The following is a 25076-nucleotide window of genomic DNA, read 5'->3' as shown; positions in this document are numbered from 1 at the left end:
GCCGCCCGGTGAGCGGCACGTTCCCCCAACAGTTCGTGAAGTCACCATGGCAACGACTTGGTGAAAACGCCAGATCCTGGCCCCGCGGAGTAGTGCACCGGGCCTGGTGTGACGGACCGGGCGGTCGTCGCTCTCGGGTGGGGGAATAGCGTTGGGATGGCGGGGAGTTGCCTACTGCGACGACCAGGTCCTGACCGAGGAGAGCGATGAAGCCGACTGAGTTCGTGAAGGTGAACGGGCAGTTCTGGGGGGAGCACCTGCGGAGTGCCGGTGAGCATCTGCTCGGGAGTCACCGGCGGGAGCTGCCGGGGCCGTTGCTGTTCCCGCGGTTGATGGTGCTGACCGAGACCCCGGACTGGAACATCCTCGAGCTCGCCGGTGTGAGCCGTGAGTACCGGTCGCCCGAGGTGCGGCGGCAGAAGGCGGCCAGTGTCGAGGAGTACTTCGGTGTCGGCGACGGCTCGGCCGTGGTCACGTTGCCGGGGGAGAACCTGTTCAAGGACGCGACCATCGCGACCGAGACCGGGCGACGGGAGCTGGACGGCCGGTTCCCGGCCGCGGCGAAGATGCTCGGCGACGAGTTCACCGGGCCGGGTGACCAGCTGCTGCAGTTCGCCCCGGGGAACTACTCGACCTTCGACCGGACCCTGCTCGTGCACACGGCGAACGACGCGATCCGGCTGCACTGGACGCTGTTCGCGCTCGCGATCCACCGCTCCGAGCCCGCGGACAAGTACCTGGACTTCCTCCGGAACTACTCCAACGCCCGCCCGCACCTGGACCCGATCGGCACCCTGAGCGTGCCGTTGGAGGCCGCGGACCTCAACGGCGACGCGTTCGCCAGCACCTACCTGGCGCACGGCCTGCAGGACGCGACCGTCGACCAGTTCCTGGACGCGAACGAGGAGATCCTGTTGTCGGCGTTCGACGCGACCAAGCTGATCCGGCAGCCCTTCCTGGACGACCTGCGACCCGACTTCATCCTCGAGCGCGCGGACGGCAGCCACCTGATCGGCGACCTGAAGCTCCCGGTCCTCGACACCACCAACGGCAAGAAGCGCCGCCGCTCCTTCCGCAACCCGGTGAGCGAAGGCGCCGACCAGCTCACCCGGTACGCCGACTACTTCAACACGCCCGAGAACCGCGCCTTCGCGCAGACCAAGTACGGCGTCGACGTGAGCGAACCGCGCAAGCTGCTGATCATCCCGACCCAGGAGGCCGTCGGCGCGGCCGACTTCGCGCGGGCCGGCGTGGAGATCGTCGACTACGACACGATCCTCCGGCTCCACCTCGCCGCCAAGTCCTGATGGAGTACTTCGTCTACGGCCGGGACCGCCCCGGCAGTGGCGACCTCAAGGCGAGGCTCACCGAGGAGCACTGGGCCTTCATGGACGGGTACGCCGGCAACCTGATCGCCCGTGGGCCGACCCTGACCAGGGACCGGGAACTGTCGACCGGCAGTCTCCACATCGTCGACCTGCCGAACGTCGAGGCCGCCCGCGCGTTCGCGTACGACGAGACGTACTACCGCGCCGGCGTCTTCGACGAGGTCCTGCTCTGCCGCTTCCGGAAGCACGTCGGCAGCACCATGTGGGACTTCGCCGACACCGTCGAGGGCTACGGCCGCTTCCTCGTCCTCACCACGGACGAGCCGCGGCCGATCAGCTCGAAGCACCTGATCATGTACGGCGATCTCATCGGCCTCGACGACGACAAGCACCTCGGCCGCGCCGCCCTCGTCGAGGCTCCTGACGCCGAACAAGCCGCCGCACTGGCGGATGCGGATCCGGCCGACGTCCACCCATGGGAGTTCGGAGGCAGGCGGGACTGAGCTGGTCGGCCGCGCCGGTACGGCGTCCGCGCGTGCTGCCACCTACTACTACGTCCTGGGTTTCACTCTGCACAGCCCCCGTCGCGACGGCTGAGGATCGTCTGCAGGGTGGTGACGAGCGTACGTCGGTCGGCCGCGGGGATGTCGCCCGTGAGGGTCTCGATGCGGTCGACGACGGCCTCGTGTGCCTCGTGAGCGAGCGCCTTCCCGGCGGGGGTGAGCTCGATGTGGCAGGCGCGGCGATCGGTGGGATGCGCGATGCGGCTGACCAGCTCGCGGCGTTCCAGGCGGTCGACCATGCTGGTCAGGCTGGAACGTTCGATGCTCAGGATCCGGCTGAGTTCGGTCATGCCGAGCGATCCGCCCAAAAGGACGCAGAGCAGATGGGCCTGTTGCGGGGTCAGCCCGAGCGGCCGGCTCGTCTCGGCATGCAGGTCCTGCAGGAGGTGCATCGTCTGGACCAGCGCGCTCGCCAGCTCCTGATCCCGCGCCGTCGTCGTCGCCATGTCCGCCATAGTAGTCCGGTCACCGAATAGTTTGTAGATCGAATAGTTCGCGGTGCTACTATTTCGGCCTACGAACTATCTGAGGAGGCTCCGATGACTGTGCAGTTCGGATATGGCTCGCCGGATCACATCCGCGACGTGGACGCCATCCTGCAGCTGGCCGAGCAGGCCGACCGGGACGGGCTCGATCACGTGACCCTCTCGGACCACCCGTACGTCGCCGACCTGCTGGAGGGGTACGCCGCGATCGGCTTCCTCCTCGGCCGGACCGAGCGGCTGTCCGCCTTCGTCAACGTGACCAACCTGCCGCTGCGGCCGGCGCCGGTGCTGGCTCGGACGGCGTCCTCGCTGGCGGCGTTGTCGGGCGGGCGGTTCATCCTCGGGCTCGGTGCCGGGGGAGCGATGGACCGGATCACCACGATGGGCGTGCCGGCGCAGCGCCCGGCCGATCAGGTCGAGGCCTTCGAGGAGGCGATGCAGTTGGTCCGCGCGATGTCCGAGGGCGGTCGCCCGGCGCCCACGAAGCATTACCCGATCGGAGCGCTGAAGGCCGCCGCCGTACCCGCGCCGCTGATCTGGACCGGCTCGAACGGCCCGAAGTCGCTGGCCGCGACCGGTCGCCAGGCGGATGGCTGGATCCCCGGCCGCGCCGCCGACTGGCTGAGCGACCGCTACCGCTGGTCCCGCCCGATCATCGACGAGGCCGCTCTCGCGGTCGGCCGCAAGCCCTCCGACGTCGCCACGATCTACAACTTCCCGGGCGCGATCACGGCAACGCCCGTACGCCGTACTCGCGACGACGAGGGCCGCTGGATCGGCGGTTCCCCGGCCCAGTGGATCGAGGAGCTCACCGACGCCGTCCTCAACCATGAGGCCGCCGGCTTCACGCTCTTCCCGCGCGGCTCGGACCCGTACGACGTCCAGGTCGCCCGCTGGTCCCAGGAGATCGTCCCGGCGATCCGGGCCGAGGTCAGCCGAGAGTCGCCAGCTCTTCTGTAGTCAGCCGGAGCGCGCCCGCGGCGATGTTCTCCTCCAGGTGGGCCGGGTTGCCGGTCCCCGGGATCGCGAGAACGTTGGGCCCCTGGTGCAAGGTCCAGGCCAGCCGGACCTGGGCGGGCGTGACGCCGTGAGTCGTGGCGATCGCCTGTACGGCCTCGGAGTGGTCGGTGGCCGCGCCGCCCTCGCGGGACTCGCCGGCGATCGCGAAGAACGGTACGTACGCGATCCCGCGGTCCGCGCACAGCCGGATCAACGCGTCCTCGTCGCGGCGCAGGTCGACGGCGTAGCTGTTCTGCACGCACACGACCGGCGCGATCGCGAGTGCCTCCTCGACATGGTCGGCGCGGACGTTCGACACCCCCAGCTGACGGATCAGGCCGGCGTCGCGCAGGTCGGCGAGCGCGCCGAAGCGGTCGGCGATCGAGTCGGCGCCGGCCTTCTTGATGATCCGCAGGTTGACCACGTCGAGGCAGTCGACGCCGAGCTGCCGCAGGTTCGTCTCCACCTGGGTCCGCAGCTCGGCGGCGGTCGTCGCCTGGTAGAACCCGCGGTCGGGATCCTCACCCGGCCCGACCTTCGTGGTGATGACGAGATCTTCCGGGTACGGCGCCAGGGCCTCGCGGATCAGCTCGTTGGCGAACCGCTTCGGCCCGTCACCCACCCCGAGCGTCCCGCCCGGCGACGCGTAGAACGCCGCCGTGTCGAGGTGGTCGACGCCGAGCTCCACCGCGCGCCGCAGGACCCGGATCGCCACCTCGCGATCGGGGTTCGCGGTGATCCGCATCGAGCCGAAGCCCATCCGGTTGACGGTGACGTCGCCCAGCTTCCAGGTCCCGGCCGCGGCCGCACTGCTCATTCTTCGATCGCTCCTCGGACTCGGCGCAGGTGCTGGCGGAAGGTCAGGGAAGGGTCGGAGGCTCGTGCGCTGAGGTACTCGGCGAACCGCACCTGCTCCCGCAGCGACCGGCCGGTCCGGATCTCGTCCGCCTGCCGGTGCTCGGTGTCGCGGATGGACCCGGCAAGCGTCAGCAGCTCGTCGACCCGGTCGGCCGGGACGAAGATCGCACCGTCCTCGTCGGCGAAGACGACGTCCTCCCGGGTCACCGTCCATTCGCCGATCGTTGCCGTGGACAACGCATCGGCCGGCTGCGGATCGAGCCGGAGTGGGCCGGTCGGCAGGGCGCCGAGACTGAAGACGGGCAGCCCGATCGCGGTGATGTCGACCGTGTCGCGGTGCAGGCCCCAGATCACGATGCCCGCCAAGCCGGCCGCCTTCGCCTCGAGCGCGACCAGGTCACCGGCGCACGCCTCGTCCCGCCGGCCGCCGTTGTCCACGACCAGTACGTCGCCCGCCTCGGCGGACTCGAAGGCCTCGAGGAACACGTCGACGCTGCCCACGTGTTGCGCCGGCAGCACCCGCCCGGCGACCCGGCCGCCGAACACAGCTGTCAGCGACACCGTGCGTACCGGCACTCCGGCCCGGACACAGGCATCCGCCACATGCGCCGTCGTCAGCCCTGCGAACCGCTCCAGCATCTCGGCCCCCTCTCGATCGACTCCCAGGCAGACCTTAGGACAAGAACCTGAGGATCTTCTCGACGGATGGCGTCGTGGTGGTGTCGACGGTCAGCGCGGGGACCGGGAGGTCGACCGGTTGGAAGGCGTTGTGGGTGCGCATCCGCGCCTCGGCGCTGATCTGCGCGTCCTCGTGGGCGGTCCGGTCGGAGTTCGCCGTCCGGGCGTTGATCCGGGCCAGCGCCACCTCGGCCGGAACCGTGCAGTGCAGGACGCGGACGTCGGCCCGGCCGAGCAGCGGGGCCAGACCCGGGTTCCACAGCCGGTCCTGGAACGCCGCCTCGGCGACGACCGTCGTACCGCGGCCGATCAGCAGGCCGATCACGTCGAAGAACGTCGACAGCGTCCGCATCGTCAGCGGATCGCCCGGCCCGGGCACGAACCCGGGGGTCGCGTGCGCCATCCCCTCCTTGATCTCGTCCCGGCAGATCGCCGGGCAGCCGATCGCCTCCGCCACCCGGTGCGCCAGCGTCGTCTTCCCGGTCCCCGGCGGGCCGCTCACCACGATCAACATCGGTTTGGACTGCACGCGCGGCACCTTAGCGACCCCGGGCGGTGATCTCCACTGGACGTCAAAGCCGCGTTCAGGAAGTGTCGGTGGCGGCCCTTAGCGTGATGTCCGGATGTGGCCGGAACCGGCGCGGTGTGGGGGTGACAGTGGGGCGATGACGACGTATTCGGCGGTGCGGACGACGGGGATCTACTGCCGTCCGGGGTGTGGGGCGAAACCACTAGCGGAGAACGTGCGGACGTTCGAGCTGCCGGCCGCGGCGGAGGCGGCCGGGTATCGCGCGTGTCTGCGCTGCCGTCCGTACCGGGTGGCCGGCACGGTGGCGGACGAAGCGCCCGAGCTGGTCTGCCGAGCGGTGCAGCTGATCATCGCCGGCGTGCTGGACGAGTCGGGTGAGGCGGCCCTCGGCGCGCGCCTGGGGTTGTCGGCGCGACATCTGCGCCGGATGTTCCACGAGCATCTGGGGGTCACACCCGATCAGTTCGCGCGCTCGCGGCGGGCGCACTTCGCGCGCCGGCTGCTCGACGACTCCGAGCTCGGGATCGCGGACGTCGCGTTCGCCGCCGGCTTCGGCAGCCTCCGGCAGTTCAACCGTGCGATGCGTGAGGTGTTCCGCGCGTCGCCGCGTGAGCTCAGGGATCGCCGCCGCCGGAGTGATCGCCTGGTCGCCGATGGCGGTCTGGTGCTGCGCTTGCCGTACACACCGCCGTACGACTGGGACGCGATGTGCGCGTTCCTCGCCGAGCACGCGATCCCCGGCGTGGAGTCGGTCGAGGACGGCGTCTACCGACGGACGATCTCCCTCGACGGAGAGCCCGGTCTGCTCGAGATCGGATCGGGCGGCGCCGACCACCTGCTGCTGCGCGCCCACCTGCCGTACTGGGAAGGCGTCATCCACATCGTCGACCGGGCCGCTCGCCTGGTCGGGCTGGAGACCGAGCCCGTCCTTGCGCGAACCCTCCTGTCCGAGGATCCGGTGATCGGCCCGCTGATCGCATCCCGCCCCGGCCTCCGGGTGCCCGGCGCCTGGGGTCCGTTCGAGATCGCCGTCCAGGCGGTCGTCCGTGACCACCTCGAAGGCGACGAGGCGTACGACGTTCTGCGCAAGCTCGTCGAGGTCCACGGGCTGCCGGTCCCCGGCCTCGGTCATGGGTTGACCCACGCGTTCCCGGGTCCGCAGGCGCTGACCGGCGCCGAGCTGGTCGGACCGCTCGCCGAGGAAGTTGCTGAAGGCAACATCGTGCTCGACGGCGGTGCGGACGCCGAGGAGCTGATCCGCTCGTTGGAGGCCGTGCCCGGCGTCAGCACCAGAGCCGCCCACCAGGTGGCGATGCGGCTTGGTGCTCGGGACGCCTGGCCGCTGGACGGTGAGTCCGAGCAGCTACGGCCGTGGCGATCGCTCGCCGCCGTCTATCTGCTCAACGATGCGTAGGTTCCGCTCGACAGCACTTCCTTCGCCGCGGCCGTCGCCAGTGCGTAGGCGGCGGTGGTGATCGCGGGGCCGACGCTGATCCGGGTCACTCCGAGCGCTGTCAGCTCGGCGACCGAAGGGGCGCCCGGGCCGACCATCACGTTCAGGGGAAGCGGTGATGCGGCAACCAGTTCACGGATGGTGGCCGCGTCGACGACTCCCGGGACGAACAGCACGTCCGCGCCGGCTTCGGCGTACTGCTTGGCGCGTTCGATCGTGCCAGTGCCGTCGCCGAACAGGTAGGTGTCGGTGCGGGCGTTGATGACGAGGTCGATGCCGGCGGACTCCGCGACGGTGCGCGCCGCCGCGATCCGGGCCGCGTGGACCCACGGGTCGTCGAGCACGCGGCCGGTGCTGTCCTCGAGGTTGATGCCGACGGCGCCGGCTTCGAGGGCGTCGGCGACGGTTGCCTCGACCTCCCCGTAGCCGGACTCGAGATCGGCGGTTACCGGGATCGACACCGCCGCGCAGATCGCGCGGAGTGCCGCGATGGCCGTCGTCCGGGTCAGTCCGCCGGCGTCGTCGACACCGGCGGCCCACGAGACGCCCGCACTCGTCGTCGCGATCGCGGTGGCACCGGCCGCCTCGATCGCGCGCGCCGAGCCGGCGTCCCAGGCGTTCGGCAGGACGAGCGGTGGCTGCGCGTGCAGGTCGCGCAGCCGCCGGGCCAGGTCGGCCTGCGTGCTCACAGGCTGACCAGCAGTTCGTGGTCGATCTCGACGAACTCCACGATCAGATCGGCGAACCGCCCTGCGATCAACTCCTTGTACGCCGCCGATCCGGTGTGCGCGTCGTACGCCGCCTGGCTCGCGAAGTGCTCGACGAACAACAGGTAGTCCGGGTTCGCCGGGTCGCGGTACACCCGGAACGACAGCGTGCCCTCCTCGGAGCCCGGCCCCTTCGGCGCGAACTCCTGCACGATCTCCTCGGCCACCGCCTGGTTGCCGTCCTTCAACTTGATCGGGAACACCTTGGCCAGCACTTGAATCCTCCTGAGGTCTGCTCTCTTGCCCTCAAGAGTGGCCCGTCGGAGCACCCCCGGTCTGGCCATATTCGGCCATCTCCGTGCGTCCATTATTCAAGACGATATGTCTCATTTTCCAAGATCCTGAGTTAGCGTGGGGAGTGTCGGCGAGGGCAAAGGAGCCTGGGATGAACAACGTGTACACGCACGGCCACCACGAATCGGTGCTGCGGTCGCACACCTGGCGGACCGCGGAGAACTCGGCCGGCTACCTGCTTCCCCATCTCCGGCCCGGCATGTCACTGCTCGACGTCGGCGCCGGCCCCGGCACCATCACCGCGGACCTGGCCCGCCTGGTCGAGCCCGGCCCGACCACCGCGCTGGAGGCGAGTGAGTCCGCGCTCGACATCACCAAGGCGACCTTCGCCAAGCTCGACGTGAAGGTCGAGTTCGTGGTCGGCGACGTCCACGCGCTGGATCTTCCGGACGATACGTACGACGTCGTGCACGCGCACCAGGTTCTGCAGCACGTCGCGGATCCGGTCCAGGCGTTGAAGGAGATGCGGCGGGTGTGCAAGCCCGGTGGGATCGTCGCGGTCCGGGACTCCGACTACCACGGCTTCGTCTGGTACCCGGAGCTCCCCGAGCTGGACGAGTGGATGGCCCTCTACCAGCGGATGGCCCGCGCGAACGGCGGCGAGCCGGACGCCGGCCGGCGACTGCTCTCCTGGGCGCTCGAAGCCGGCTTCGAGAAGGTCGACGCGACCGCGACCAACTGGACGTTCGCGAACGAGCACGACCGCGCGTGGTGGGGCGGCATGTGGTCCGACCGCATCCTGAAGTCCGCCCTCGCCGACCAGGCCCGCGCGGCCGGCGTACCCGAGGACCGGCTCACCGCCATCTCGCAAGCCTGGCAATCCTGGGCCGCCCACCCCGCCGGCTGGATCTCGATCCTGCACGGCGAACTTCTCTGCACCGCTTAGTGCGAGCGCTGGCGGGAGATCTCGTACAGGACTGCGGTTGCGGCGTTGGCGGCGTTGAGGGAGCTGGCTGCGCCGGTGATGGGGATGCGGACCAGATGGTCCGCGGCCTCTTTCCACGCAGCGCTCAGGCCGTGGGTCTCGTTGCCGATCAGGAGCAGGGCCGGTTGGGTGAAGTCGAAGTCGAACACGTCGACCGGCCCGTGCTCATCGGTGCCCACGACAACGATCGGTACGGCGGAACGTCGTACCCAGTCGAGCACCTCACGATGCGACGGCACCCGTACGGCGGGGACCGCGAACAGCGATCCGGTGGTCGCGCGGACCGCCTTCGGGTCGTAGACGTCGGCCGCGTGCCCGGTGACGATCACGCCGTCCGCGCCGAAGGCGTCCGCGGACCGGATGATCGACCCGATGTTCCCCGGCCCGGTCGGCCGGTCGAAGACCACACCGAGAAAATCCGGCCGAACCTCGATCCGGTCCAGATCGTCGGCCGGCAACTCCAGCACCGCGATCAGCTCCGGCGCGGCCTCGTCCTTCTCACCGAGCTCGGCCAGCAACTCACTGGCCATCGCCACCCGCTCCACGTCGGGCAACCGCTGCAACAACTCCTGGGCCCAGCGTGACAACGGCCGGGAAGCATCCGTGATCACCGTCCGCACCGGCCACCCGTTGTCCACAGCAAGCGAAATCGGCCGCACCCCCTGGACCAGGAACTCCCCGGCCCGTTGCCGCTTGTTCCGGTTGGTCAGCACCGCCTGCCACACCTGAAACCGGGCATTCCGAGCCGTGATCCGCTGCACTCCACCACACTAGACGTCAGTGCGCCCGCCGCCGTCTTCGAGCCCGTCGCCTGAATCTCAGGACGAGCCAGAGGATCAGGGCCGGTAGCCAGAGCACCAGTAGCCAGGGGAGTCGCCACCAGGGAGAGCCGTCGTAGAGCTCTGGCTGTTGCCCGGCGACGAGTGGTCGGGCGGAGGTGGACCAGGCCAGGAACGCGTCGCCGATCGGCACCGCGCCGAACAGGTAGCGCTTCGTCGTCAGGCCGGTGAGCGGGAGCCCGAGCAACTCGCCCTCGCGGGACAGCCGGTCGGCGGCCGGATCGTGCTGGACCTGCGCGGCACCGATCGCGACCACGGTGGCGGACAGACTCATCCCGAAGATCAGCGGCCCGGAGTCGACATCCCCCGCGCCACCGATACCTTTCGGATACTCCCGGACGCCGATCCCGTTGACGAACCGGTCCTTGAAGAGCTCGTACTGCGCCCGCGCGAACGCCGGATCGATCTCGACGAGGAAGCGCTGGATGATGCCCTGGGACGACGCCCGCGCTCCGATCGTTGCCGGCGCCACCTGGTGCGGGAGCAGCCCGGTCGCCGGATCCAGCTTCGTCTTCGCCGCCGCCACCCAGTTCGTCGCGATCCGGCCGAAGCGCGGTGCCACCAGGTCGTCGTACAGACGCAGGGACGCGATCGCGACGACCGAGTCGACCGGCCAGGCCTGGCCCGGGTACGACGCCAGGAACGGGGTCCGCGCGGTCCGGAACGCGGTCGCGATCTCGACCGACTCGCTGGTGAACTCGTCGATCTCGGCCGCGTCGGAGTGCTTGAGTGCGATGAGTCCGCCGCGCAGCCAGTTCGTCCAGCCCGCGTGGAAGACGCCGTACCGCGGCTTGAGCGACGGGTCGAACGGTGCGGTCCCGTCCGCGGACTGCAGCCGATCGAGGGCCCACCGCACCTCGGCGGCCGCCTCGACGGAGCGGTCGGGGTCGGCGAGCCCGACCTGGACCCAGGTGAGTCCGTAGAGCGCGTTGAGGAAGAAGTACCCCTCGGGGAACTGCTTCTGGGCGGCGTGATCCGAACCGCCCTCGATCTCGGCACGCAAGAACGCAAGCTGCTTGACGACGCCGCGGGTGGGATCGGTCCGGGGAAGGACCAGACGCGCGGTGCCCACCCCCGCCACGAACGTGGCGATCACCGCCACGCCGATCAGGAACTTGCGCAGCACCCGCAGCAACCTAGTGGGCCCGGGCAACCAACGGCAGACGTACGGGCGACCATCCGGTGACTCAGGCCGGCTGACTCACGTGCCCAGCGTGGACTCGCGGGTCACCAACCGGGTGGGGAGCTCCATCCGTCCGGGGTGCGCAGAGCCGGCGATCGCGTCGAGCAGGAGATTGGCGGTCCGGCGGCCGAGCTCCTCGAGCTCCAGGTCGACCGTGGTCAGCGGCGGCCGGCTGGCCAGCGCCATCACCGACCAGTTGTCGTATCCGGTGACGGCGATGTCGTCCGGTACGGAGCGGCCCAGCTCGCGGAGGCGATCGCACACCCCGCGGGCGATCTGGTCGCTGCCGCAGGAGATCGCGTCGAGGTCAGGCGTCGTACGCAGCAGGACGTCGACGGCATGCCGTCCCCACCGCTCGGTCCACTCGCCGTGCATCGGCCCGCCGGCCAGCGCGTCGCCGGCCACCTCGACGGTCGCCGCGGCGCGATCCCGCGCACTCTGGTGGCTCACGGGTCCGGTGACGTGCGCGATGCGTTGCCGGCCGAGCGAGAGCAGGTGCTGCACGGTCGAGCCCGCGCCGCCGTGATCGTCCACGACCGTCGAGGTGTCGGCCGGATCGGTCGACGGGCTGAAGGCGTAGACCACCGGAATCGGTACGTCGATCGGCGCGCGTGGCTCGGTCCGCCGGCCGGTGACGATGATGCCGTCGACCCGCCGGGACACCAGCGAGCGCAGGTAGTGCTGCTCGCGCAGCGGGTCGTCCCGGGTGTCGCACAGCACCAGCGCCATCTCGCCCGCGCTCAACGCGTCCTCCGCGCCGAGCATGATCGGGATGCTGAACCGGCCGGAGCTGTCGGTGGTGATCAGCCCGACCGTGAAGCTCCGCCCGGACGACAACGCCCGGCCCCGGCTGTCCGGCGTGAACCCGAGCTGCTCGGCGGCCCGGCGTACCCGCTCTCTGGTCTCCTCGCGGAGCTGGCCGGTGTCGTTGAGCGCCTTCGACGCCGTGCTCGTGGAGACGCCGGCCAACGCGGCCACGTCGGTGATCCGGGGCAGCGAGGGTCCGCGTGACGCCATCCGGCAACTCCTTTCCGAACTTTCCGGAAACAGTACAGCACGGATCCCGGCTTGTCCGGATCCCGCCAGGTCCTGGGGGTTGACCAGGGCAGCGCACGTCTCTACCTTCGTCAAGGAAAACGTGTTCTGGATTTTCCGCGAACCCCTCAGGAGCTTCCCCTATGAGTGCTTCCCCGGACGCAGTCACCACCTCCCGCAGTCCCGCAGCCAGCAGCAAGGGCCGCTGGCAACCCGTCGGCCTCGACCGCGCGCGGATCACCGGCGGCTTCTGGGCGCCGCGCCAGACCCGCAACGGCGAAGGCGCGATCCCGACCGGCCAGGACCAGCTGGAGTCGGCCGGCAACCTGCACAACCTGCGACTCGCCGCCGGCATCGGCGAGGGCGAGGCGATCGGCCCGGTGTTCGCGGACTCCGACGTCTACAAGTGGCTCGAGGCCGCCGCCTGGGAGTACGGGCGCAATCCGAACGAGGACCTGCTCAAGCGCCAGCGCGAGCTCACCGCGATCGTCGCCGCGGCGCAGCGCGAGGACGGCTACCTCGACTCGGTCGTCCAGCTCCGCGACGGCGACGAAGGCCGGTACAAGCATCTCGTCTGGAGTCACGAGCACTACTGCGCCGGCCACCTCATGCAGGCGGCCGTCGCCCAGGTCCGCTGCACCGGCGACCGCGAGCTCCTCGACGTCGCGATCAAGCTCGCCGACCACCTCGTCGCCACCTTCGGCGACGGCGCGGGCCAGACCGTCGACGTCGACGGTCACCCGGTGATCGAGATGGCTCTGGTCGAGCTGTATCGAGAAACCGGTACGACGGCCTACCTCGACCTGGCCAAGTGGTTCGTCGACGCCCGCGGCCACGGCATCATCAAGAACCACGGGCACGATCCGACATACTTCTCCGACCGGGTCCCGGTCCGTGAGGCGACCACTGTGGAAGGCCACGCGGTCCGGGCCGTGTACCTGGCGGCCGGCGCCACCGATGTCGCGCTGGAGACCGCCGACACCGGGCTGCTCGATGCGCTGAAGACGCAGTTCGAGCACATGTGGTCGACGAAGACCTACCTCACCGGCGGGCTCGGCGGGCGTTGGGAGGGCGAGGCGTTCGGCGACGAGTACGAGCTGCCGACGGACCGCGCGTACGCCGAGACCTGTGCGGCGATCGGTGGGATCCAGTGGGCCTGGCGGATGCTCCTCGCCACCGGTGACGCGTTCTACGCCGATGCCATCGAGAGGATGCTGTACAACGGCTTCCTCGCCGGCGTCTCACTCACGGGCACCGAGTACTTCTACGTCAACCCGTTGCAGCTGCGCGGTGGCGCGCACGCCGACACCTGGCGTACTCCGGCGCACGGCCGGCGCGGGTGGTTCGACTGCGCTTGCTGCCCGCCCAACATCATGCGCACTCTCGCCAGCCTCGACGGCTACCTCGCCACCACGAGCGATGAAGGCATCCAGCTCCATCAGTACGCCGCCGGCGTCGTGACAAGTGGAAGCGCGGAGCTGGAGATCGAGACCGACTACCCCTGGGAGGGAGCGGTCCGGATCACCGTCCGGCGGACAACCGAGGAGCCGTGGGCGCTCGACCTGCGGATCCCCGCCTGGGCCGAGGGCGCGACCCTCAACGGAAACCCGGTCACCGCCGGTGGCTACGCGCGGATCGAGCAGGCCTGGTCGCCCGGCGACACCGTCGACCTGCAGTTGCCGATGGCAACGCGAGTCGTGGGCGCCGACCCTCGCGTCGATGCCGTGCGCGGCTGTGTCGCGCTGGAGCGTGGGCCATTGGTCTACGCGGTTGAGCAGGCTGACCAGCAGGCGAACGTCGACGACCTCCATTTGTTGCCGGAGGCGCCAGTTGCGGCGCTGCACGACGGCGAGCTGCTGGACGGTGTGACGGTACTGCGGACACGCGGGCGGGTCGGGACCGGCCACCGCGACGGCTGGCCGTTCGCCCCGTCCGCCAAGGACGGAACCGGTGACGAGGTCGACGTGGTCGCGGTGCCGTACTACGCCTGGGCGAACCGTGAGATCGGTGCCATGCGCGTCTGGCTGCCCAGGGCCTGATGATGCTCACCCGACGGAAGTTCCTCGGTGCGTCGGCCGCGGCGATCGCGGCCGGCGCCGTACCGGGCTGCAGCTCGGTCCTGCCCGAACCCGACGTCCAGGCGGCCGGGTTCGGGCAGGCCGCGACCGGCACCGTGCAGGTGTGGTGCCGGTCGGCGACGCAGACCGGCCTGACCGATCTGGTGAAGAAGTTCAACGCGTCCCAGGACCGGCTCACCGTCGAGCTGACGCCGGTCCTGGACGCGCAGTACGTGACCAAGCTGGCGACCGCGATCCGCGGCCGGAGTGTGCCGGATCTGGTCGACATCGACGACATCAACTCGATGCTGTTCATCTACCGCGACGCGTTCACCGACCTGACCGAGCCGCTGAAGGCCTTGGACTTCCGGGACAAACTCAGCCCCGGCCACCTCCGGCTGGCGACGAAGGACGAGCGGGTGTACGGCGTTCCGTACCTCGCGGACAACTCGATGTTCTGGTTCAACACCGAGCTGTGCGACCGGGCCGACGTCGACCCGGACGAGGCGATCACGTCGTTCGACAACCTGATCGCCGCAGCCCGGAAGCTGCGCAAGCTCGGCGACGACATCTACGCGTGGAGCTTCCCGGCGAACAGCCCCGGCGCGCTCGGGTTCGTCGTGCAGCCGATGGTCTGGGCGGCCGACACCGATCTGATCCAGGGCACGATCGGCGAGCAGTCCGGCCGCATCGTCGGGAACGACGTGGTCCGGCGGATGCTCGAGCTGCACCGGCAGCTGTGGGTCGACGGATTGGTGCCACGGGCAAACTTCTCCGACGACGCGTCCCGCTGGGGGAACGACTTCCGGGCCGGCAAGATCGGCATCTTCCCGTCGAACTACAGCGTGGTGGTGTCGGCCTCCGACGACAAGTTCCACCAGAAGGTCGCCCCCCGGCTGCTGTCCGGGCCGGACGGTGGCGCCGCGTTCTTCGACGGAGGCGACAACATGTGCATCCCGCGTGGCGCCCGGAACGCCTCTGGTGCTTGGGAATTCGTCCGGTTCGCGCTGGACCTGCCGCAGCAGATCGATCTGCCGGCGGGTGGCTACACGCCGGTCCGGTCGGACGCGCGGACCCCGGAGTTCGCGAAGAAGTTCCCGCTGGCGACGCTGCCGCTCGAGCGCATCTCAGAGGGCTACGCGCCGACCACGCTGTCGTACAACCTGCTCTACAACCAGCCGGACGGGCCGTGGCTGCAGATGTTCCGCCGGGCCGTGTTCGACGGCGAGCTGGAGGCCGCGATGAAGGAAGCCCAGAACAATTACGACCGCATCCTGAGGCAGGGACAGGCATGAGCACGGCGGTCAGAGGTGCTCGCCGGTTGGACTCCGGCTCCCGGAAGGCGGCCGCGGCCGGCCGCCGGATCGGTCAAGGATCACTCACCCACCCGTCTCGGACCGGGCTGCTGCTGGTGACTCCCGCCGTCCTGTTCGTCGCGGTCTTCGTGCTGGTGCCGTTGGCCTTCGCCCTGGTGATCTCGCTGACCAACTGGCCGTTGATCGGGACGGTCAAGTTCAGCGGGCTGAAGAACTACGGCGCGATCGTCTCGGACGCCGCGTTCGCGAAGTCGGTGCTCTACACGCTCCTCTACACGGTCATCGTGACCGGGCCGATCCTGGTGCTCGGCTATGCCTTGGCCGTCCTGGTACGACGCAAGCGGCGCGGCTCGACGTTGTTGCGCACGGTCTTCTTCCTGCCGTTCGTCGTCGGCCTCTCCACGCTCAGCTTCGTCACGGTGCTGGAGGCCCAGCCCGACAGCGGCGCGATCAACATCATCCTGCGCAAACTCGGCATCACCGACGGTTCGACGGCCTGGCTGGTGAGCGGGCCGCTCGCGACCGGACTGATCTGCGTGCTGGTGGTCTGGGCGGTCAGCGGGCTGACCATGATGCTGCTGATGGCCGGCATGCAGGCGATCCCGCGGGAGTACTACGAGTCGGCCGACCTGGACGGCGCCGGCTGGTGGAAACAGGAGCGGGAGATCACGATCCCGATCCTGCGGCGCACGATCGCGATGGCGGTGATCATCTCGGTGATCGGCTCGCTGCTCGCGTTCACCCAGTTCTACATCCTGACCCGCGGCGGTCCGGGCACGGACACCACCACGGTCGTGCAGTACATCTACAACCGAGCCTTCGTCCAGCTGCAGCTCGGTGCCGCGACCGCGCTGTCGATCGTCCTGGTCGTCGTGGTCGGGCTCGTCACCGCGGCCCAGTTCTGGCTGCTCCGGGAGAGGGACTGACGATGAGACTCAAGAACACGCTGTACGTCGTCGGCGGTGGCGGCGCCTTCCTCGTCTTCGCCGTACCGTTGCTGTGGGCCCTCTTCCGGTCGATCCAGCCGAACGACGTGATCGTGGCGGCGCCGAACGGGGCGACCTTTTTCCACCTGACCTGGGACAACTTCCGGACCCTGATCGAGGGACCGGGCAACCTGATCCGGGCCGTTGGCAACAGCCTGGTCGTTGCCCTGAGTACTGCGGCACTGACCGCCGTCCTCGCAACGTTCGCGGGCTACGGGTTCGCGCGGTTCCGGTTCAAGAGTGCGCCGCTGCTGTTCGCGCTCGTGGTGGTGTCGATGATGATCCCGTTCCAGGCGATCCTGACCCCGCTGTACCTGGAGATGAACACCCTCCGGCTGACCGACAGCCTGTTCGGGCTGGTCCTCTTCTACACCACGGTCAACCTGCCCTTCGGCGTCTTCGTGATGCGAAACTCCTTCGCCTCGGTCCCCGTCGAACTCGAGGACTCCGCCCACGTCGACGGCTGCGGCACCCTCCGCATGATCGGCTCGGTCCTCCGCCCGCTGGTCACTCCCGGCGCAGCCACCGTGGCCCTCTACGCCTTCCTGGCTGCCTGGACAGAGTTCCTGGGAGCCCTCACGTTCCTCACCAAGGACGAGCTCTACACCCTCCCCGTAGCCCTGGTAAACGTCCAAGCCGGCGCCTACGGCGAAGTCAACTTCGGCTCCCTCGTCGCCGGCTCGGTCATCGCCATGATCCCCTGCGTAGTCCTCTACGTAGGCCTCCAACGCTTCTACGTAACCGGCCTCGCCTCAGGAGCCGTCAAAGGATAGGGAGTTTGTCCCCCGCAGCCGACTACGCCCGCTCCTCCGTCGCGCGCTACGCGGCCGCCCCGCCCACCCGACGCTTCCTTGCGTGCTAACGCCCGCGTTTGCGGGCTGCCGCCCGCCCCCGACTACAGCGTGGTCGGGGCGACCGTGGTCACTCGAACGGCTGTGACCCGTCAGGCGCGGTGCATACCGGCAGCCACACCAGCTCAGGTGACCACGCCCCACCGGGACCACCGTGGGGTCGACCGCGGGCGGCAGCCCCGCAAAGGCGTGCGGGAGCACGCAGGTTGCGTCGGGTGGGTGGGAGCGGCGCGTAGCACGCGACGTAGGAGCGGGCGTAGTCGGCGCGTGGGGTGGACCACAGTTGTTACAGGCTGGGGCGGACTTCGTGTTCGGGGTGGGCGGCGGCGTGGGCTTCGGCTACCTGGCGGCAGAGGGCCATGAGTTCGGTTTCGTTCTTCACCTGCTGGCGGGCCTCGGGGCCCAGCTCGATGATGTGGTCGCGGGCTCGGAGGAGGCGTTGGAAGATGCGTTCGCGTTCGCCCTGGTCCTCGGTGTACTCGGCGTCGAGGTAGGCGGTGGCGTCGCGGCGGATGTGGGCCATCGCGGTCTGGGTGCGGCCGCGCGTACTGAACAGGGACGCGAAGATCGTGATCAGCAGGACGACGAGGATGACGACCAGGGACAGGCCGGTGCTGATCTCGACCACCTCGACGTGCTCGCCGCCGTTGACGAACGGCAGGTTGTTCTCGTGCAGGGCGTGCAGGATCAGTTTGGCGCCGATGAACATCAGGATCGCGGCCAGCCCGAAGGACAGGTAGATCAGCCGGTCGAGCAGGCCGTCGAGCAGGAAGTACAGCTGGCGCAGGCCGAGCAGGCTGAACGCGGTCGCGGTGAACACGATGAAGACGTTCTGGGTCAGGCCGAAGATGGCCGGGATCGAGTCCAGCGCGAACATCAGGTCGGTGCCGCCGATCGCGAGCATCACCAGCAGCATCGGCGTCATCATCCGGCGCCCGTCGACCGTGGTCGTGAGCCGGTCGCCGTCGTACTCCTCGCTGGTGCGGAACAGCCGCCGGCTCAGCCGGACCACGATGTTCTGCGCCGAGTGGGACTCCTCGGTCTCCGGTTTGAGCATGTTGCCGGCGGTCAGCAGCAGCGCGATCCCGAACAGGTAGAACACCCAGGCGAACGAGTTCAGCAGCGCCGAGCCGACGAAGATGAACCCGGCCCGGGCGATCAGCGAGACCACGATGCCGACGAGCAGCACCTTCTGCTGGTTCTCCCGCGGCACCCGGAAGCTGGTCATGATGATCAGGAACACGAACAGGTTGTCGACCGACAGCGCCTTCTCGGTGATGTAGCCGGCGAAGTACTCCGAGCCCATCGCCGTCCCGCCGAGGACAAGCGTGCCGAGGCCGAACAGTACGGCGATGCCCACGTACACCGTGGACCAGATCGCGGCCTCCCGCAGCGTCGGGACGTGCGCGGACCGGACATGGAAGAAGTAGTCGAACAGCAACAGCGCGACGATGCCGAGCAGCGTCAGGATCCACACCAGGGGGGACACGGCCATGGGCCCAACCCAACCATGACGGACCGCCGGCTGTCGCCGGATCCAAAAATTGCCTAAAAGGCATCTTTGCCTAAAGGGCAAAGTTTGCTACCGTCGTGAACATGGCCGACGGGTTGCGGGAGCGGAAGAAGCAGGAGACGCGGATCGCGCTGAGCTGGGCGGCGGTCCGGCTGACCGTCGAGCGCGGGCTGGCGAACGTGCGGATCGAGGACATCGCGGCCGAGGCCGGCGTCTCGCTGCGCACGTTCCGGAACTACTTCAGCAGCAAGGCCGAGGCGATCGCCGCCCGGGAGGTCGACCGCAGCCTACGGATCGCCGCCGAACTGCGCGCGCGGCCGGCCGACGAGCCGTTGTGGACCGCGATCAGGGTGTCGATCGAGTCGCAGTTCGCGCTCGGCGCGGAGGGCCACGGCAGTGAGCTACCGCCGGACGAGAAGTGGCTGGCCGGGATCCGGCTGATGGTGACCGAGCCGTCGTTGCAGGGCGAGATGGCGCGGGCGTACGCGGCGGCCGGTGAGGAGTTCGCCGCCGCGATCGCGGACCGGACCGGGACCCACGGGCTCTATCCCCGCCTGGTCGCGGAGGTCGTCGGCGCCGCTCGTACGACGGCGTCGGCGGAGTGGCTGCGCGCCGATCCGCCGCGGCCGATGACGGAGCTGCTCGCGGAGGCCCTCGACCTGGTCGCGGCCGGCCTGCCCGAACCCCACTAGAACCCACACCCGAACAGAGCCCCCGGCGCCGCCGGGGTGATCAGTCACGCCCATTTTCGCTGGAAGGACACGTGTCATGGATACCGATGTCGTCATCGCCGGAGCCGGACCGAACGGTCTCATGCTCGCCTGTGAACTGCGGCTGGCCGGAGTCCGGCCGATCGTGCTGGAGCAGCTGCCCGAGCGCAGCGAGGTGCCGCGGGCCAACGGCCTGGTCGGCCAGGTCGTCCGGATGCTCGACCGCCGCGGCCTGTACGAGCGCCTCAGCGGCCGGCCGGGTCCGCCCCAACCGCAGCCTGCGTACATGTTCGGCGCGTTCCCGCTCGACCTCGCGTCGATCGAGCGGAACCCCGTCTACCTGCTGCCGGTGCCGCAACGGCGGATCGAGGAGGTGCTCCAGGAGCGGGCGCTCGAGCTCGGCGCCGAGGTACGCCGCGGCCACGAGCTGACCGGGTTCACCCAGGACGCCGACTCCGTGACCGTCGAGATCGCCGGCCCGGACGGCCCGTACCAGCTGCGAGCCCGCTACCTCGTCGGCGCGGACGGCGGCCGCAGCCTCACCCGCAAACTCGCCGGCATCGACTTCCCCGGCGTCACCAACGACACCATGGTGTCCCGTACGGCGAACGCGTTCGCCCCGCCCGAGTACGTCGACCCCGCCACCGGCGCCCTGTCCATCCCCGGGTACGGCGTGATCCCCGGCCTGATGCATCACCGGACGGAGCGCGGCCTGTTCGTGTACGGCCAGCTGCCCGGACGGCCGCCCGTGGTCAGCACCGGCGAGTGGGACGTTCCGCCCGACGTCCCGATGACCTTCGACGAGCTGCAGGAAAGCGTGGATCGCGTTCTCGGCGTACATCTGCCGCTGACTCCGCCCGAAGGTGAGGGGCCGTTCTTGCTGCGCCGGCTGACCGGCGGAAACAGCCGGTTGGCCGACCGGTTCCGGGCGGGCCGGGTGCTGCTCGTCGGAGACGCCGCACATGTCCACTCCGCGATGGGCGGGCCCGGGCTGAATCTCGGACTGCAAGACGCCGTCAACCTGGGCTGGAAGCTTGCCGCCGAGCTCCAGGGCTGGGCGCCCGAGGGGCTGCTCGACACCTACGAGTCGGAGCGTCGCCCGGTCGGTCAGCGGGTGGTGATGCAGACGCAGGCGCAGTCCGCACTGATTGCTCCGGGCAACGATGTGACCAGGCTGCGGGAGCTGTTCGGCGAGTTGCTGACCGATCCGCAGAACGTGCAGCGGATCGCGGACCTGATCTCCGGCGCCGACATTCGCTATCACGATGGTCCGCATCCGCTGATCGGCCGCTGGGCGCCGGACCTCACGATCGGCTCGGTCCGGCTGGCCGAGCTGATGCGGACGGGTCGTCCACTCCTCGTCGATCTCACCGCGGACGGCGCGTTCGCCGCCACGGTCCGCACCGACCGGGTCGACATCGTCACCGGGAGCGGTGAGTCGCCGATCGCCGTACTGATCAGGCCGGACGGGTACGTCGCCTGGGCCGCGAACCTAGCTGGTCCCGCGGAGCAGGAGGGCCTGCGGGCGGCGCTGGCCCGGTGGTTCGGCGTACCTCAGGATCGGCCTTTGACCAACGCGACCACGTAGCGGCACATGGTCGTTCCCGGGTTGTGGAACGTGGTGTCCGAGGGTGGGCCGAGCTGGAGGCAGTCGCCGGTGCGCAGGTCGTGGATGACCGGGCCTTCGTGGAAGCGGAGTTGCCCGTCGAGGATCCAGAGTTGCTGGTACTTGAAGATGTAGGCGTCGGCCGGGTACGAGACCGAGGCGCCGGGTGGCAGCTCGACCTCGACCAGCTCGAGCGGGCCGTCGGTGACCGGTGAGACGGCCCGCCGCCGGTATCCGGTGACCGGGTCGGTCCAGATCGGCTGCTCGTCCGCCCGCCGGAGGAGCTCGCCGGTGTTCTCGGCGCGGGCGACCAGCTCGGACAGCGTCATGCCGAGGGCGCCGGAGAGCCGGCCGAGCAGTACGGCGGTCGGCTGCGCCTCGCCGCGTTCGATCTTGCCGATCATCGCGCGGGACACTCCGGAACGCTCGGCGAGCGCGTTCACGGACAGGTCCTGCGCGACCCGGGCGGCCTGCACGGTCGCTGCGAGTGAGGCGGACAGCTCATCCAACATGCTTGCCACTATAGCGGCAACTGTGGCTACTATCGTGACATGGCAAAGATCAGAGACGCCTCGGAGCTCGATGCCGGGGCCTGCGCGGCGATCTACGCGCCCTATGTCACCGAGACGGCGATCACCTTCGAGATCGAGCCGCCGACCGCCACGGAGATGGCAGCGCGGATCGCTCGGGCCCAGCAGACCCATGCCTGGATGGTCCTCGAGGACGACGGTCGCGTGGTCGGGTACGCGTACGCCGGCCCGATGAAACCGCGGGCGGCGTACCGCTGGTCCTGCGAGGTGAGCGTCTACCTGGAGCTCGGCCGCCGCCGGACCGGTGGTGGCCGTGCGCTCTACGAGGCCCTGTTCGAGCGCCTGACCGAGCGCGGCTTCCGTACGGCGATCGCCGGGATGACGCTGCCCAACGACGCGAGCGTGGGGCTGCACAAGGCGCTCGGCTTCGAGGAGATCGGGACCTACCGCAACATCGGGTGGAAACTCGACGCCTGGCACGACGTGCACTGGCGCCAGCGTCCCCTCGCCGTACTCCCGGATCCGCCGGAGGAGACCCGCTAGGACGCCGGGTTGGTCATCGGCGGGCAGGTGCCGCCGGGAGTCGTGACGAGCTCGAAGTGCCACATCTCGTTGGAGAGTGTCTGGCAGAGCCCGAAGCGGTTGCCCTTGCGGATCAGCCAGTCGTCGGCGTCGGTGGGGCCGATGTCGACCGCGTGACCGGTGACGTGGTGCGACTCGTCCGGCTCGGCGACGTACTGCAGCGCCTTCTTCTTGCTGCCGTACTTGCGGATCGCCTTGTCCAGCAGCTCCTGCTGGTACTTCTTGCTCCGCCAGCCCGTGGTGACCTGCATCCTGACGCCGTCCTCCTTCATCGCCTGCTCGGCCTGCTGGACCGCGGTCCGCAGGGCCGGGTCGAGCTTCGCGATCCCGGGCAGGCTGGTGTCGAAGGCGGAGGTGTGGTCGGGCAGTACGCCGTCGTCGGAGCCGGGGTTCTTGGGTCTCGACGGGCTGCCGGCGGCGGTGGTCCCGGTGTCGGAGGTGTCGGCGGTCGACGGTGCCGGGTCGTTCTGCGCGGACACCGCCGTACAGGAGGCCAGCGTGAGTCCTGTGACCGCGAGGATGATCGCGAAGCCGGCCAGGATGGTCAGCCGGCGTTCGCGCTTGCGGGTGGCAACGAGTTCATCGGTGAGCATGGCCACCAGTCCACCCGGGCCGATGTTGCCGGAGCGTCTGCGTTTCGGCATACGTTTTCGATAGGTGCGGCCTGGTTCAATGGTCGTATGCGGGTGCTGGTCGTCGAGGACGAGGTCTATCTCGCCGAGGCGATCCAGGCCGGGTTGCGGCTGGAGGCGATCGCGGCCGACCTGGCCTTCGACGGTGACGCCGCGCTCGAGGCGGTCACGGTGAACGCGTACGACGTCGTCGTCCTGGACCGGGATCTGCCGGGCGTCAGCGGTGACGTGGTCTGCGGGCAGATCGTTGCGCAGGGCATCGGGTGCCGGGTGCTGATGCTGACCGCGGCCGGTGATCTCGACGACAAGGTGACCGGGTTCGAGCTCGGGGCCGACGACTACCTGACCAAACCCTTCGAGCTGCGCGAGCTCGTCGTACGCCTCCGTGCTCTGGTACGGCGGCCGGCCGCGGCGACACCCACCGTGCTCGAGTACGCCGGGGTGCGGCTGGATCCGTACCGGCGCGAGGTGTACCGGTTCGGGCACTACGTGAAGCTCACGCGGAAGCAGTTCGCCGTACTGGAGGTGCTGATGGCAGCCGGGGGTGGTGTGATCAGCGCCGAGACGCTGCTGGAGAAGGCGTGGGACGAGAACGCGGATCCGTTCAGCAACGCGGTGCGGATCACGATCTCGGCGCTGCGGAAGCGGCTCGGCGATCCGTGGGTGATCCACACCGTGCCCGGCGTCGGCTACCGGATCGGGGAGCCGTGAGCGAGCCGATGATCTCCTGGCGGCCGCGGCTGACGGTCCGGCTGCGGTTGACCTTGAGCTACGCCGGGCTGCTGGTCGTCGCCGGAGGAGTGGTGGCGTGCGTCATCTGGCTGGTCTTCCGGATCGTGCCGAACTATCCGCTCACCCCTGCCAATCCGCGCGAGCGGCTGGTTCTTCCCCCGTCGCGCGGTGACATCCTCGACCTGGTGGTGAAGCTGTCGGCGTACGCGCTGATCTTCCTCGCGATCGTCGGGCTGGTCGGTGGCTGGTACCTGGCCGGCCGGATGCTGAAGCCGTTGCAGGAGATCACGGCCGCGGCGCAACGGGCGTCGGGTGGTTCGCTCGATCACCGGATCGGGCTGACCGGGATCCGGGACGAGTTCACCGACCTGTCGGACACGTTCGACGCGATGCTGGACCGGTTGCAGCGATCGTTCGAGCAGTACCGGCGGTTCGCGGCGAACGCGTCGCACGAGTTACGGACGCCGCACGCGGTGATGAAGACGATGCTCGAGGTGGCGGCGGCCGATCCGGAGCATCAGGACCTGCCCGAGCTGGTCAAACGTTTGGCCGAGACCAACCAGCGCGGGATCGACATCGTCGAGGCGTTGCTGAGTCTCACCGCGTTGAACAACCGATCGGTCGAGGTGGACCCGGTCGATCTGGCCGGTGTCGTCCGGGCCGCGTTGCCGGCCTTGACCTCGGAGGCTCGCGACGCGGGTGTCGAGGTGACCTGCAACCTCGGAGAGTCGGTTGTCGAGGGCAACGAAGTGTTGCTGCACCAGGTGGTGACGAACCTTGTGCAGAACGGGATCCGGCATGGTGGTCACTCGGTCGGGATCACGGTCGGTGGTGGGCTGCTCGTCGTACGCAACGACGGTCCGGTGCTGGATCCGGCGCGAGTGCGGACGTTCGTGGAGCCGTTCGCGAAGGACCGGTACGGCGCTGGGCACGGGCTGGGGCTCGCGCTCGTCGACCGCATCGTCGAGACCCACCACGGCCGCCTCGAGCTGACCGCCAACCCGACCGGCGGTCTGACCGCGACCGTGCGGCTGCCGGTGGCGGACCTCGTCGGCTGAGGCCTGACCTGGCCGGTTGGGTCCTGGCCTGGTCGGCGGGTGAGGATGGTGGGGTGACCGACCCTCACCTGACCGTCCGGCGTGCCGTCGAGTCCGACGACGCCGTACTGCTCGAGATCGAGCGGACCTCATGGGATGCGTCCTCGGGCTTCCCGTCGTACCAGGACACCCTCAGCGACACGTTCTTCGCCCGCAGCGGCCCGGAGGCACATTTGGTCGCCGAGTACGACGGCGAGGTTGTCGGCTACCTCCGGCTGCAGGACAAGTACACGTTCCCCGAAGGCGCCGGCGTCCTCACCATCAACGGCCTGGCCGTCGCCGAGTCCGCCCGCGGCCGGGGCGTCGCCAGCGCCCTCCTGACCGCCGCCACCGCCGAGGGCCGACTCCGCAACGCTCGCAAGATCAGCCTGCACGTCCACAGCACCAACACCCCGGCCCGCCGCCTCTACGAACGCCACGGCTACACCATCGAAGGCACCCACCCCAACGAGTTCCTCATCGACGGCACCTACGTAGCCAGCGTCGACATGGCCAAAACCCTGTAGCGACGAAACCGGCGCGCTGCCA

27 protein-coding genes are annotated in these 25076 nt (G+C 69.4%); 15 read left to right on the top strand and 12 right to left on the bottom strand.

The features are described 5' to 3' along the window. The first annotated feature begins 206 nt into the window (after window positions 1-206). Entirely contained in the window at window positions 207-1307 is a 1101-nt protein-coding gene (locus ACZ6O0_RS23205; RefSeq protein ID WP_465767029.1) for a hypothetical protein, read from the top strand. Continuing rightward, the gene (locus ACZ6O0_RS23200) at window positions 1307-1831 is read left to right on the top strand and encodes a YciI family protein (RefSeq protein ID WP_465767028.1); all 525 of its coding nucleotides are present in this window, start codon (window positions 1307-1309) and stop codon (window positions 1829-1831) included. Before ACZ6O0_RS23205 ends, ACZ6O0_RS23200 begins: the two co-directional genes overlap by 1 nt. A gap of 62 nt (window positions 1832-1893) precedes the next feature. Here the strand turns inward: ACZ6O0_RS23200 and ACZ6O0_RS23195 are convergent, their stop codons facing one another. Then, window positions 1894-2337, bottom strand: a complete 444-nt coding sequence (locus tag ACZ6O0_RS23195; RefSeq protein ID WP_465767027.1) for a MarR family winged helix-turn-helix transcriptional regulator — start codon at window positions 2335-2337, stop codon at window positions 1894-1896. 93 nt (window positions 2338-2430) lie between these two features. Here ACZ6O0_RS23195 and ACZ6O0_RS23190 point away from each other — a divergent pair, with 93 nt between their 5' ends. Further along, window positions 2431-3336: an LLM class flavin-dependent oxidoreductase gene (locus ACZ6O0_RS23190; protein WP_465767026.1), complete on the top strand. Its 906-nt coding sequence runs from the start codon at window positions 2431-2433 to the stop codon at window positions 3334-3336. Here the strand turns inward: ACZ6O0_RS23190 and ACZ6O0_RS23185 are convergent. Genes ACZ6O0_RS23185 through ACZ6O0_RS23175 form a run of 3 tightly spaced genes read right to left on the bottom strand, consistent with a single transcriptional unit; the run spans window position 3308 to window position 5440 of the window. Beyond that, the gene (locus ACZ6O0_RS23185; RefSeq protein WP_465767025.1) at window positions 3308-4192 is read right to left on the bottom strand and encodes an aldo/keto reductase; all 885 of its coding nucleotides are present in this window, start codon (window positions 4190-4192) and stop codon (window positions 3308-3310) included. The two genes, ACZ6O0_RS23190 and ACZ6O0_RS23185, sit on opposite strands and share 29 nt — an antisense overlap. After that, window positions 4189-4872, bottom strand: a complete 684-nt coding sequence (locus ACZ6O0_RS23180) for an RraA family protein (protein ID WP_465767024.1) — start codon at window positions 4870-4872, stop codon at window positions 4189-4191. The genes ACZ6O0_RS23185 and ACZ6O0_RS23180 overlap by 4 nt, the downstream gene beginning before the upstream one ends. A gap of 34 nt (window positions 4873-4906) precedes the next feature. Further along, window positions 4907-5440, bottom strand: coding sequence for a P-loop nucleotide/nucleoside kinase family protein (locus tag ACZ6O0_RS23175; RefSeq protein WP_465767023.1), 534 nt, complete (start codon window positions 5438-5440; stop codon window positions 4907-4909). A 136-nt stretch (window positions 5441-5576) separates the two neighbouring features. Between ACZ6O0_RS23175 and ACZ6O0_RS23170 the strand changes: the two genes are divergently transcribed. Next, complete coding sequence (locus ACZ6O0_RS23170) at window positions 5577-6854, top strand: AlkA N-terminal domain-containing protein (protein WP_465767022.1); 1278 nt, start codon at window positions 5577-5579, stop codon at window positions 6852-6854. On the opposite strand, the gene ACZ6O0_RS23165 is transcribed toward ACZ6O0_RS23170, so the two are convergent. Continuing rightward, window positions 6833-7582, bottom strand: coding sequence for an isocitrate lyase/PEP mutase family protein (locus ACZ6O0_RS23165; RefSeq protein WP_465767021.1), 750 nt, complete (start codon window positions 7580-7582; stop codon window positions 6833-6835). The two genes, ACZ6O0_RS23170 and ACZ6O0_RS23165, sit on opposite strands and share 22 nt — an antisense overlap. Further along, on the bottom strand, window positions 7579-7875 hold the full coding sequence (locus tag ACZ6O0_RS23160; RefSeq protein ID WP_465767020.1) for a putative quinol monooxygenase: 297 nt from the start codon (window positions 7873-7875) through the stop codon (window positions 7579-7581). Before ACZ6O0_RS23160 ends, ACZ6O0_RS23165 begins: the two co-directional genes overlap by 4 nt. Window positions 7876-8045: 170 nt before the next feature. On the opposite strand from ACZ6O0_RS23160, the gene ACZ6O0_RS23155 reads away from it, so the two are divergent. Further along, a complete protein-coding gene (locus ACZ6O0_RS23155) occupies window positions 8046-8840 on the top strand; it encodes a class I SAM-dependent methyltransferase (RefSeq protein WP_465767019.1) in 795 nt (264 codons plus the stop codon). On the opposite strand, the gene ACZ6O0_RS23150 is transcribed toward ACZ6O0_RS23155, so the two are convergent. The 3 genes from ACZ6O0_RS23150 to ACZ6O0_RS23140 all read right to left on the bottom strand — a co-directional run bounded on the left by ACZ6O0_RS23150 (window position 8837) and on the right by ACZ6O0_RS23140 (window position 11918). Next, a complete protein-coding gene (locus ACZ6O0_RS23150) occupies window positions 8837-9640 on the bottom strand; it encodes a TrmH family RNA methyltransferase (RefSeq protein WP_465767018.1) in 804 nt (267 codons plus the stop codon). The two genes, ACZ6O0_RS23155 and ACZ6O0_RS23150, sit on opposite strands and share 4 nt — an antisense overlap. A gap of 16 nt (window positions 9641-9656) precedes the next feature. Then, the gene (locus ACZ6O0_RS23145; RefSeq protein ID WP_465767017.1) at window positions 9657-10844 is read right to left on the bottom strand and encodes a hypothetical protein; all 1188 of its coding nucleotides are present in this window, start codon (window positions 10842-10844) and stop codon (window positions 9657-9659) included. Window positions 10845-10919: 75 nt separating this feature from the next. Continuing rightward, window positions 10920-11918 carry a LacI family DNA-binding transcriptional regulator gene (locus tag ACZ6O0_RS23140; RefSeq protein WP_465767016.1) on the bottom strand — a complete coding sequence of 333 codons (999 nt, stop codon included), beginning with the start codon at window positions 11916-11918 and terminating at the stop codon, window positions 10920-10922. Between the two features lie 161 nt (window positions 11919-12079). Between ACZ6O0_RS23140 and ACZ6O0_RS23135 the strand changes: the two genes are divergently transcribed. From ACZ6O0_RS23135 to ACZ6O0_RS23120, 4 genes are read left to right on the top strand one after another with little or no spacing between them, the layout of a single operon-like run. Continuing rightward, window positions 12080-13975, top strand: a complete 1896-nt coding sequence (locus tag ACZ6O0_RS23135; RefSeq protein WP_465767015.1) for a glycoside hydrolase family 127 protein — start codon at window positions 12080-12082, stop codon at window positions 13973-13975. Further along, window positions 13975-15288, top strand: a complete 1314-nt coding sequence (locus ACZ6O0_RS23130; RefSeq protein ID WP_465767014.1) for an extracellular solute-binding protein — start codon at window positions 13975-13977, stop codon at window positions 15286-15288. The genes ACZ6O0_RS23135 and ACZ6O0_RS23130 overlap by 1 nt, the downstream gene beginning before the upstream one ends. Beyond that, entirely contained in the window at window positions 15285-16235 is a 951-nt protein-coding gene (locus ACZ6O0_RS23125) for a carbohydrate ABC transporter permease (protein ID WP_465767013.1), read from the top strand. Before ACZ6O0_RS23130 ends, ACZ6O0_RS23125 begins: the two co-directional genes overlap by 4 nt. 2 nt (window positions 16236-16237) lie before the next feature. Continuing rightward, window positions 16238-17068 carry a carbohydrate ABC transporter permease gene (locus ACZ6O0_RS23120; RefSeq protein ID WP_465767012.1) on the top strand — a complete coding sequence of 277 codons (831 nt, stop codon included), beginning with the start codon at window positions 16238-16240 and terminating at the stop codon, window positions 17066-17068. 364 nt (window positions 17069-17432) lie between these two features. Here the strand turns inward: ACZ6O0_RS23120 and ACZ6O0_RS23115 are convergent, their stop codons facing one another. Next, on the bottom strand, window positions 17433-18641 hold the full coding sequence (locus tag ACZ6O0_RS23115; RefSeq protein ID WP_465767011.1) for a TerC family protein: 1209 nt from the start codon (window positions 18639-18641) through the stop codon (window positions 17433-17435). A gap of 101 nt (window positions 18642-18742) precedes the next feature. Here ACZ6O0_RS23115 and ACZ6O0_RS23110 point away from each other — a divergent pair, with 101 nt between their 5' ends. Both ACZ6O0_RS23110 and ACZ6O0_RS23105 read left to right on the top strand, forming a co-directional pair. Continuing rightward, window positions 18743-19351 carry a TetR/AcrR family transcriptional regulator gene (locus ACZ6O0_RS23110; protein ID WP_465767010.1) on the top strand — a complete coding sequence of 203 codons (609 nt, stop codon included), beginning with the start codon at window positions 18743-18745 and terminating at the stop codon, window positions 19349-19351. A gap of 76 nt (window positions 19352-19427) precedes the next feature. Next, window positions 19428-20957 (top strand): FAD-dependent monooxygenase, encoded by a 1530-nt coding sequence (locus ACZ6O0_RS23105; protein ID WP_465767009.1) that lies wholly within the window; start codon window positions 19428-19430, stop codon window positions 20955-20957. On the opposite strand, the gene ACZ6O0_RS23100 is transcribed toward ACZ6O0_RS23105, so the two are convergent. Beyond that, window positions 20924-21487 carry a helix-turn-helix domain-containing protein gene (locus ACZ6O0_RS23100; protein ID WP_465767008.1) on the bottom strand — a complete coding sequence of 188 codons (564 nt, stop codon included), beginning with the start codon at window positions 21485-21487 and terminating at the stop codon, window positions 20924-20926. The genes ACZ6O0_RS23105 and ACZ6O0_RS23100 overlap by 34 nt on opposite strands. A 39-nt stretch (window positions 21488-21526) precedes the next feature. Between ACZ6O0_RS23100 and ACZ6O0_RS23095 the strand changes: the two genes are divergently transcribed. Then, window positions 21527-22048, top strand: a complete 522-nt coding sequence (locus tag ACZ6O0_RS23095) for a GNAT family N-acetyltransferase (protein WP_465767007.1) — start codon at window positions 21527-21529, stop codon at window positions 22046-22048. Here ACZ6O0_RS23095 and ACZ6O0_RS23090 read toward each other — a convergent pair. Continuing rightward, entirely contained in the window at window positions 22045-22731 is a 687-nt protein-coding gene (locus tag ACZ6O0_RS23090; protein ID WP_465767006.1) for a M15 family metallopeptidase, read from the bottom strand. The two genes, ACZ6O0_RS23095 and ACZ6O0_RS23090, sit on opposite strands and share 4 nt — an antisense overlap. 36 nt (window positions 22732-22767) lie before the next feature. On the opposite strand from ACZ6O0_RS23090, the gene ACZ6O0_RS23085 reads away from it, so the two are divergent. The 3 genes from ACZ6O0_RS23085 to ACZ6O0_RS23075 are packed head-to-tail and all read left to right on the top strand — an operon-like array spanning window position 22768 to window position 25054. Then, entirely contained in the window at window positions 22768-23430 is a 663-nt protein-coding gene (locus ACZ6O0_RS23085; RefSeq protein ID WP_465767005.1) for a response regulator transcription factor, read from the top strand. Continuing rightward, window positions 23427-24509, top strand: coding sequence for a sensor histidine kinase (locus ACZ6O0_RS23080; protein WP_465767004.1), 1083 nt, complete (start codon window positions 23427-23429; stop codon window positions 24507-24509). Before ACZ6O0_RS23085 ends, ACZ6O0_RS23080 begins: the two co-directional genes overlap by 4 nt. Before the next feature lie 53 nt (window positions 24510-24562). Further along, a complete protein-coding gene (locus ACZ6O0_RS23075; RefSeq protein WP_465767003.1) occupies window positions 24563-25054 on the top strand; it encodes a GNAT family N-acetyltransferase in 492 nt (163 codons plus the stop codon). Window positions 25055-25076: the final 22 nt, after the last annotated feature.

This window comes from Kribbella sp. NPDC048837 (assembly GCF_055586945.1).
This window is presented reverse-complemented; position numbering and strand designations above follow the sequence as displayed.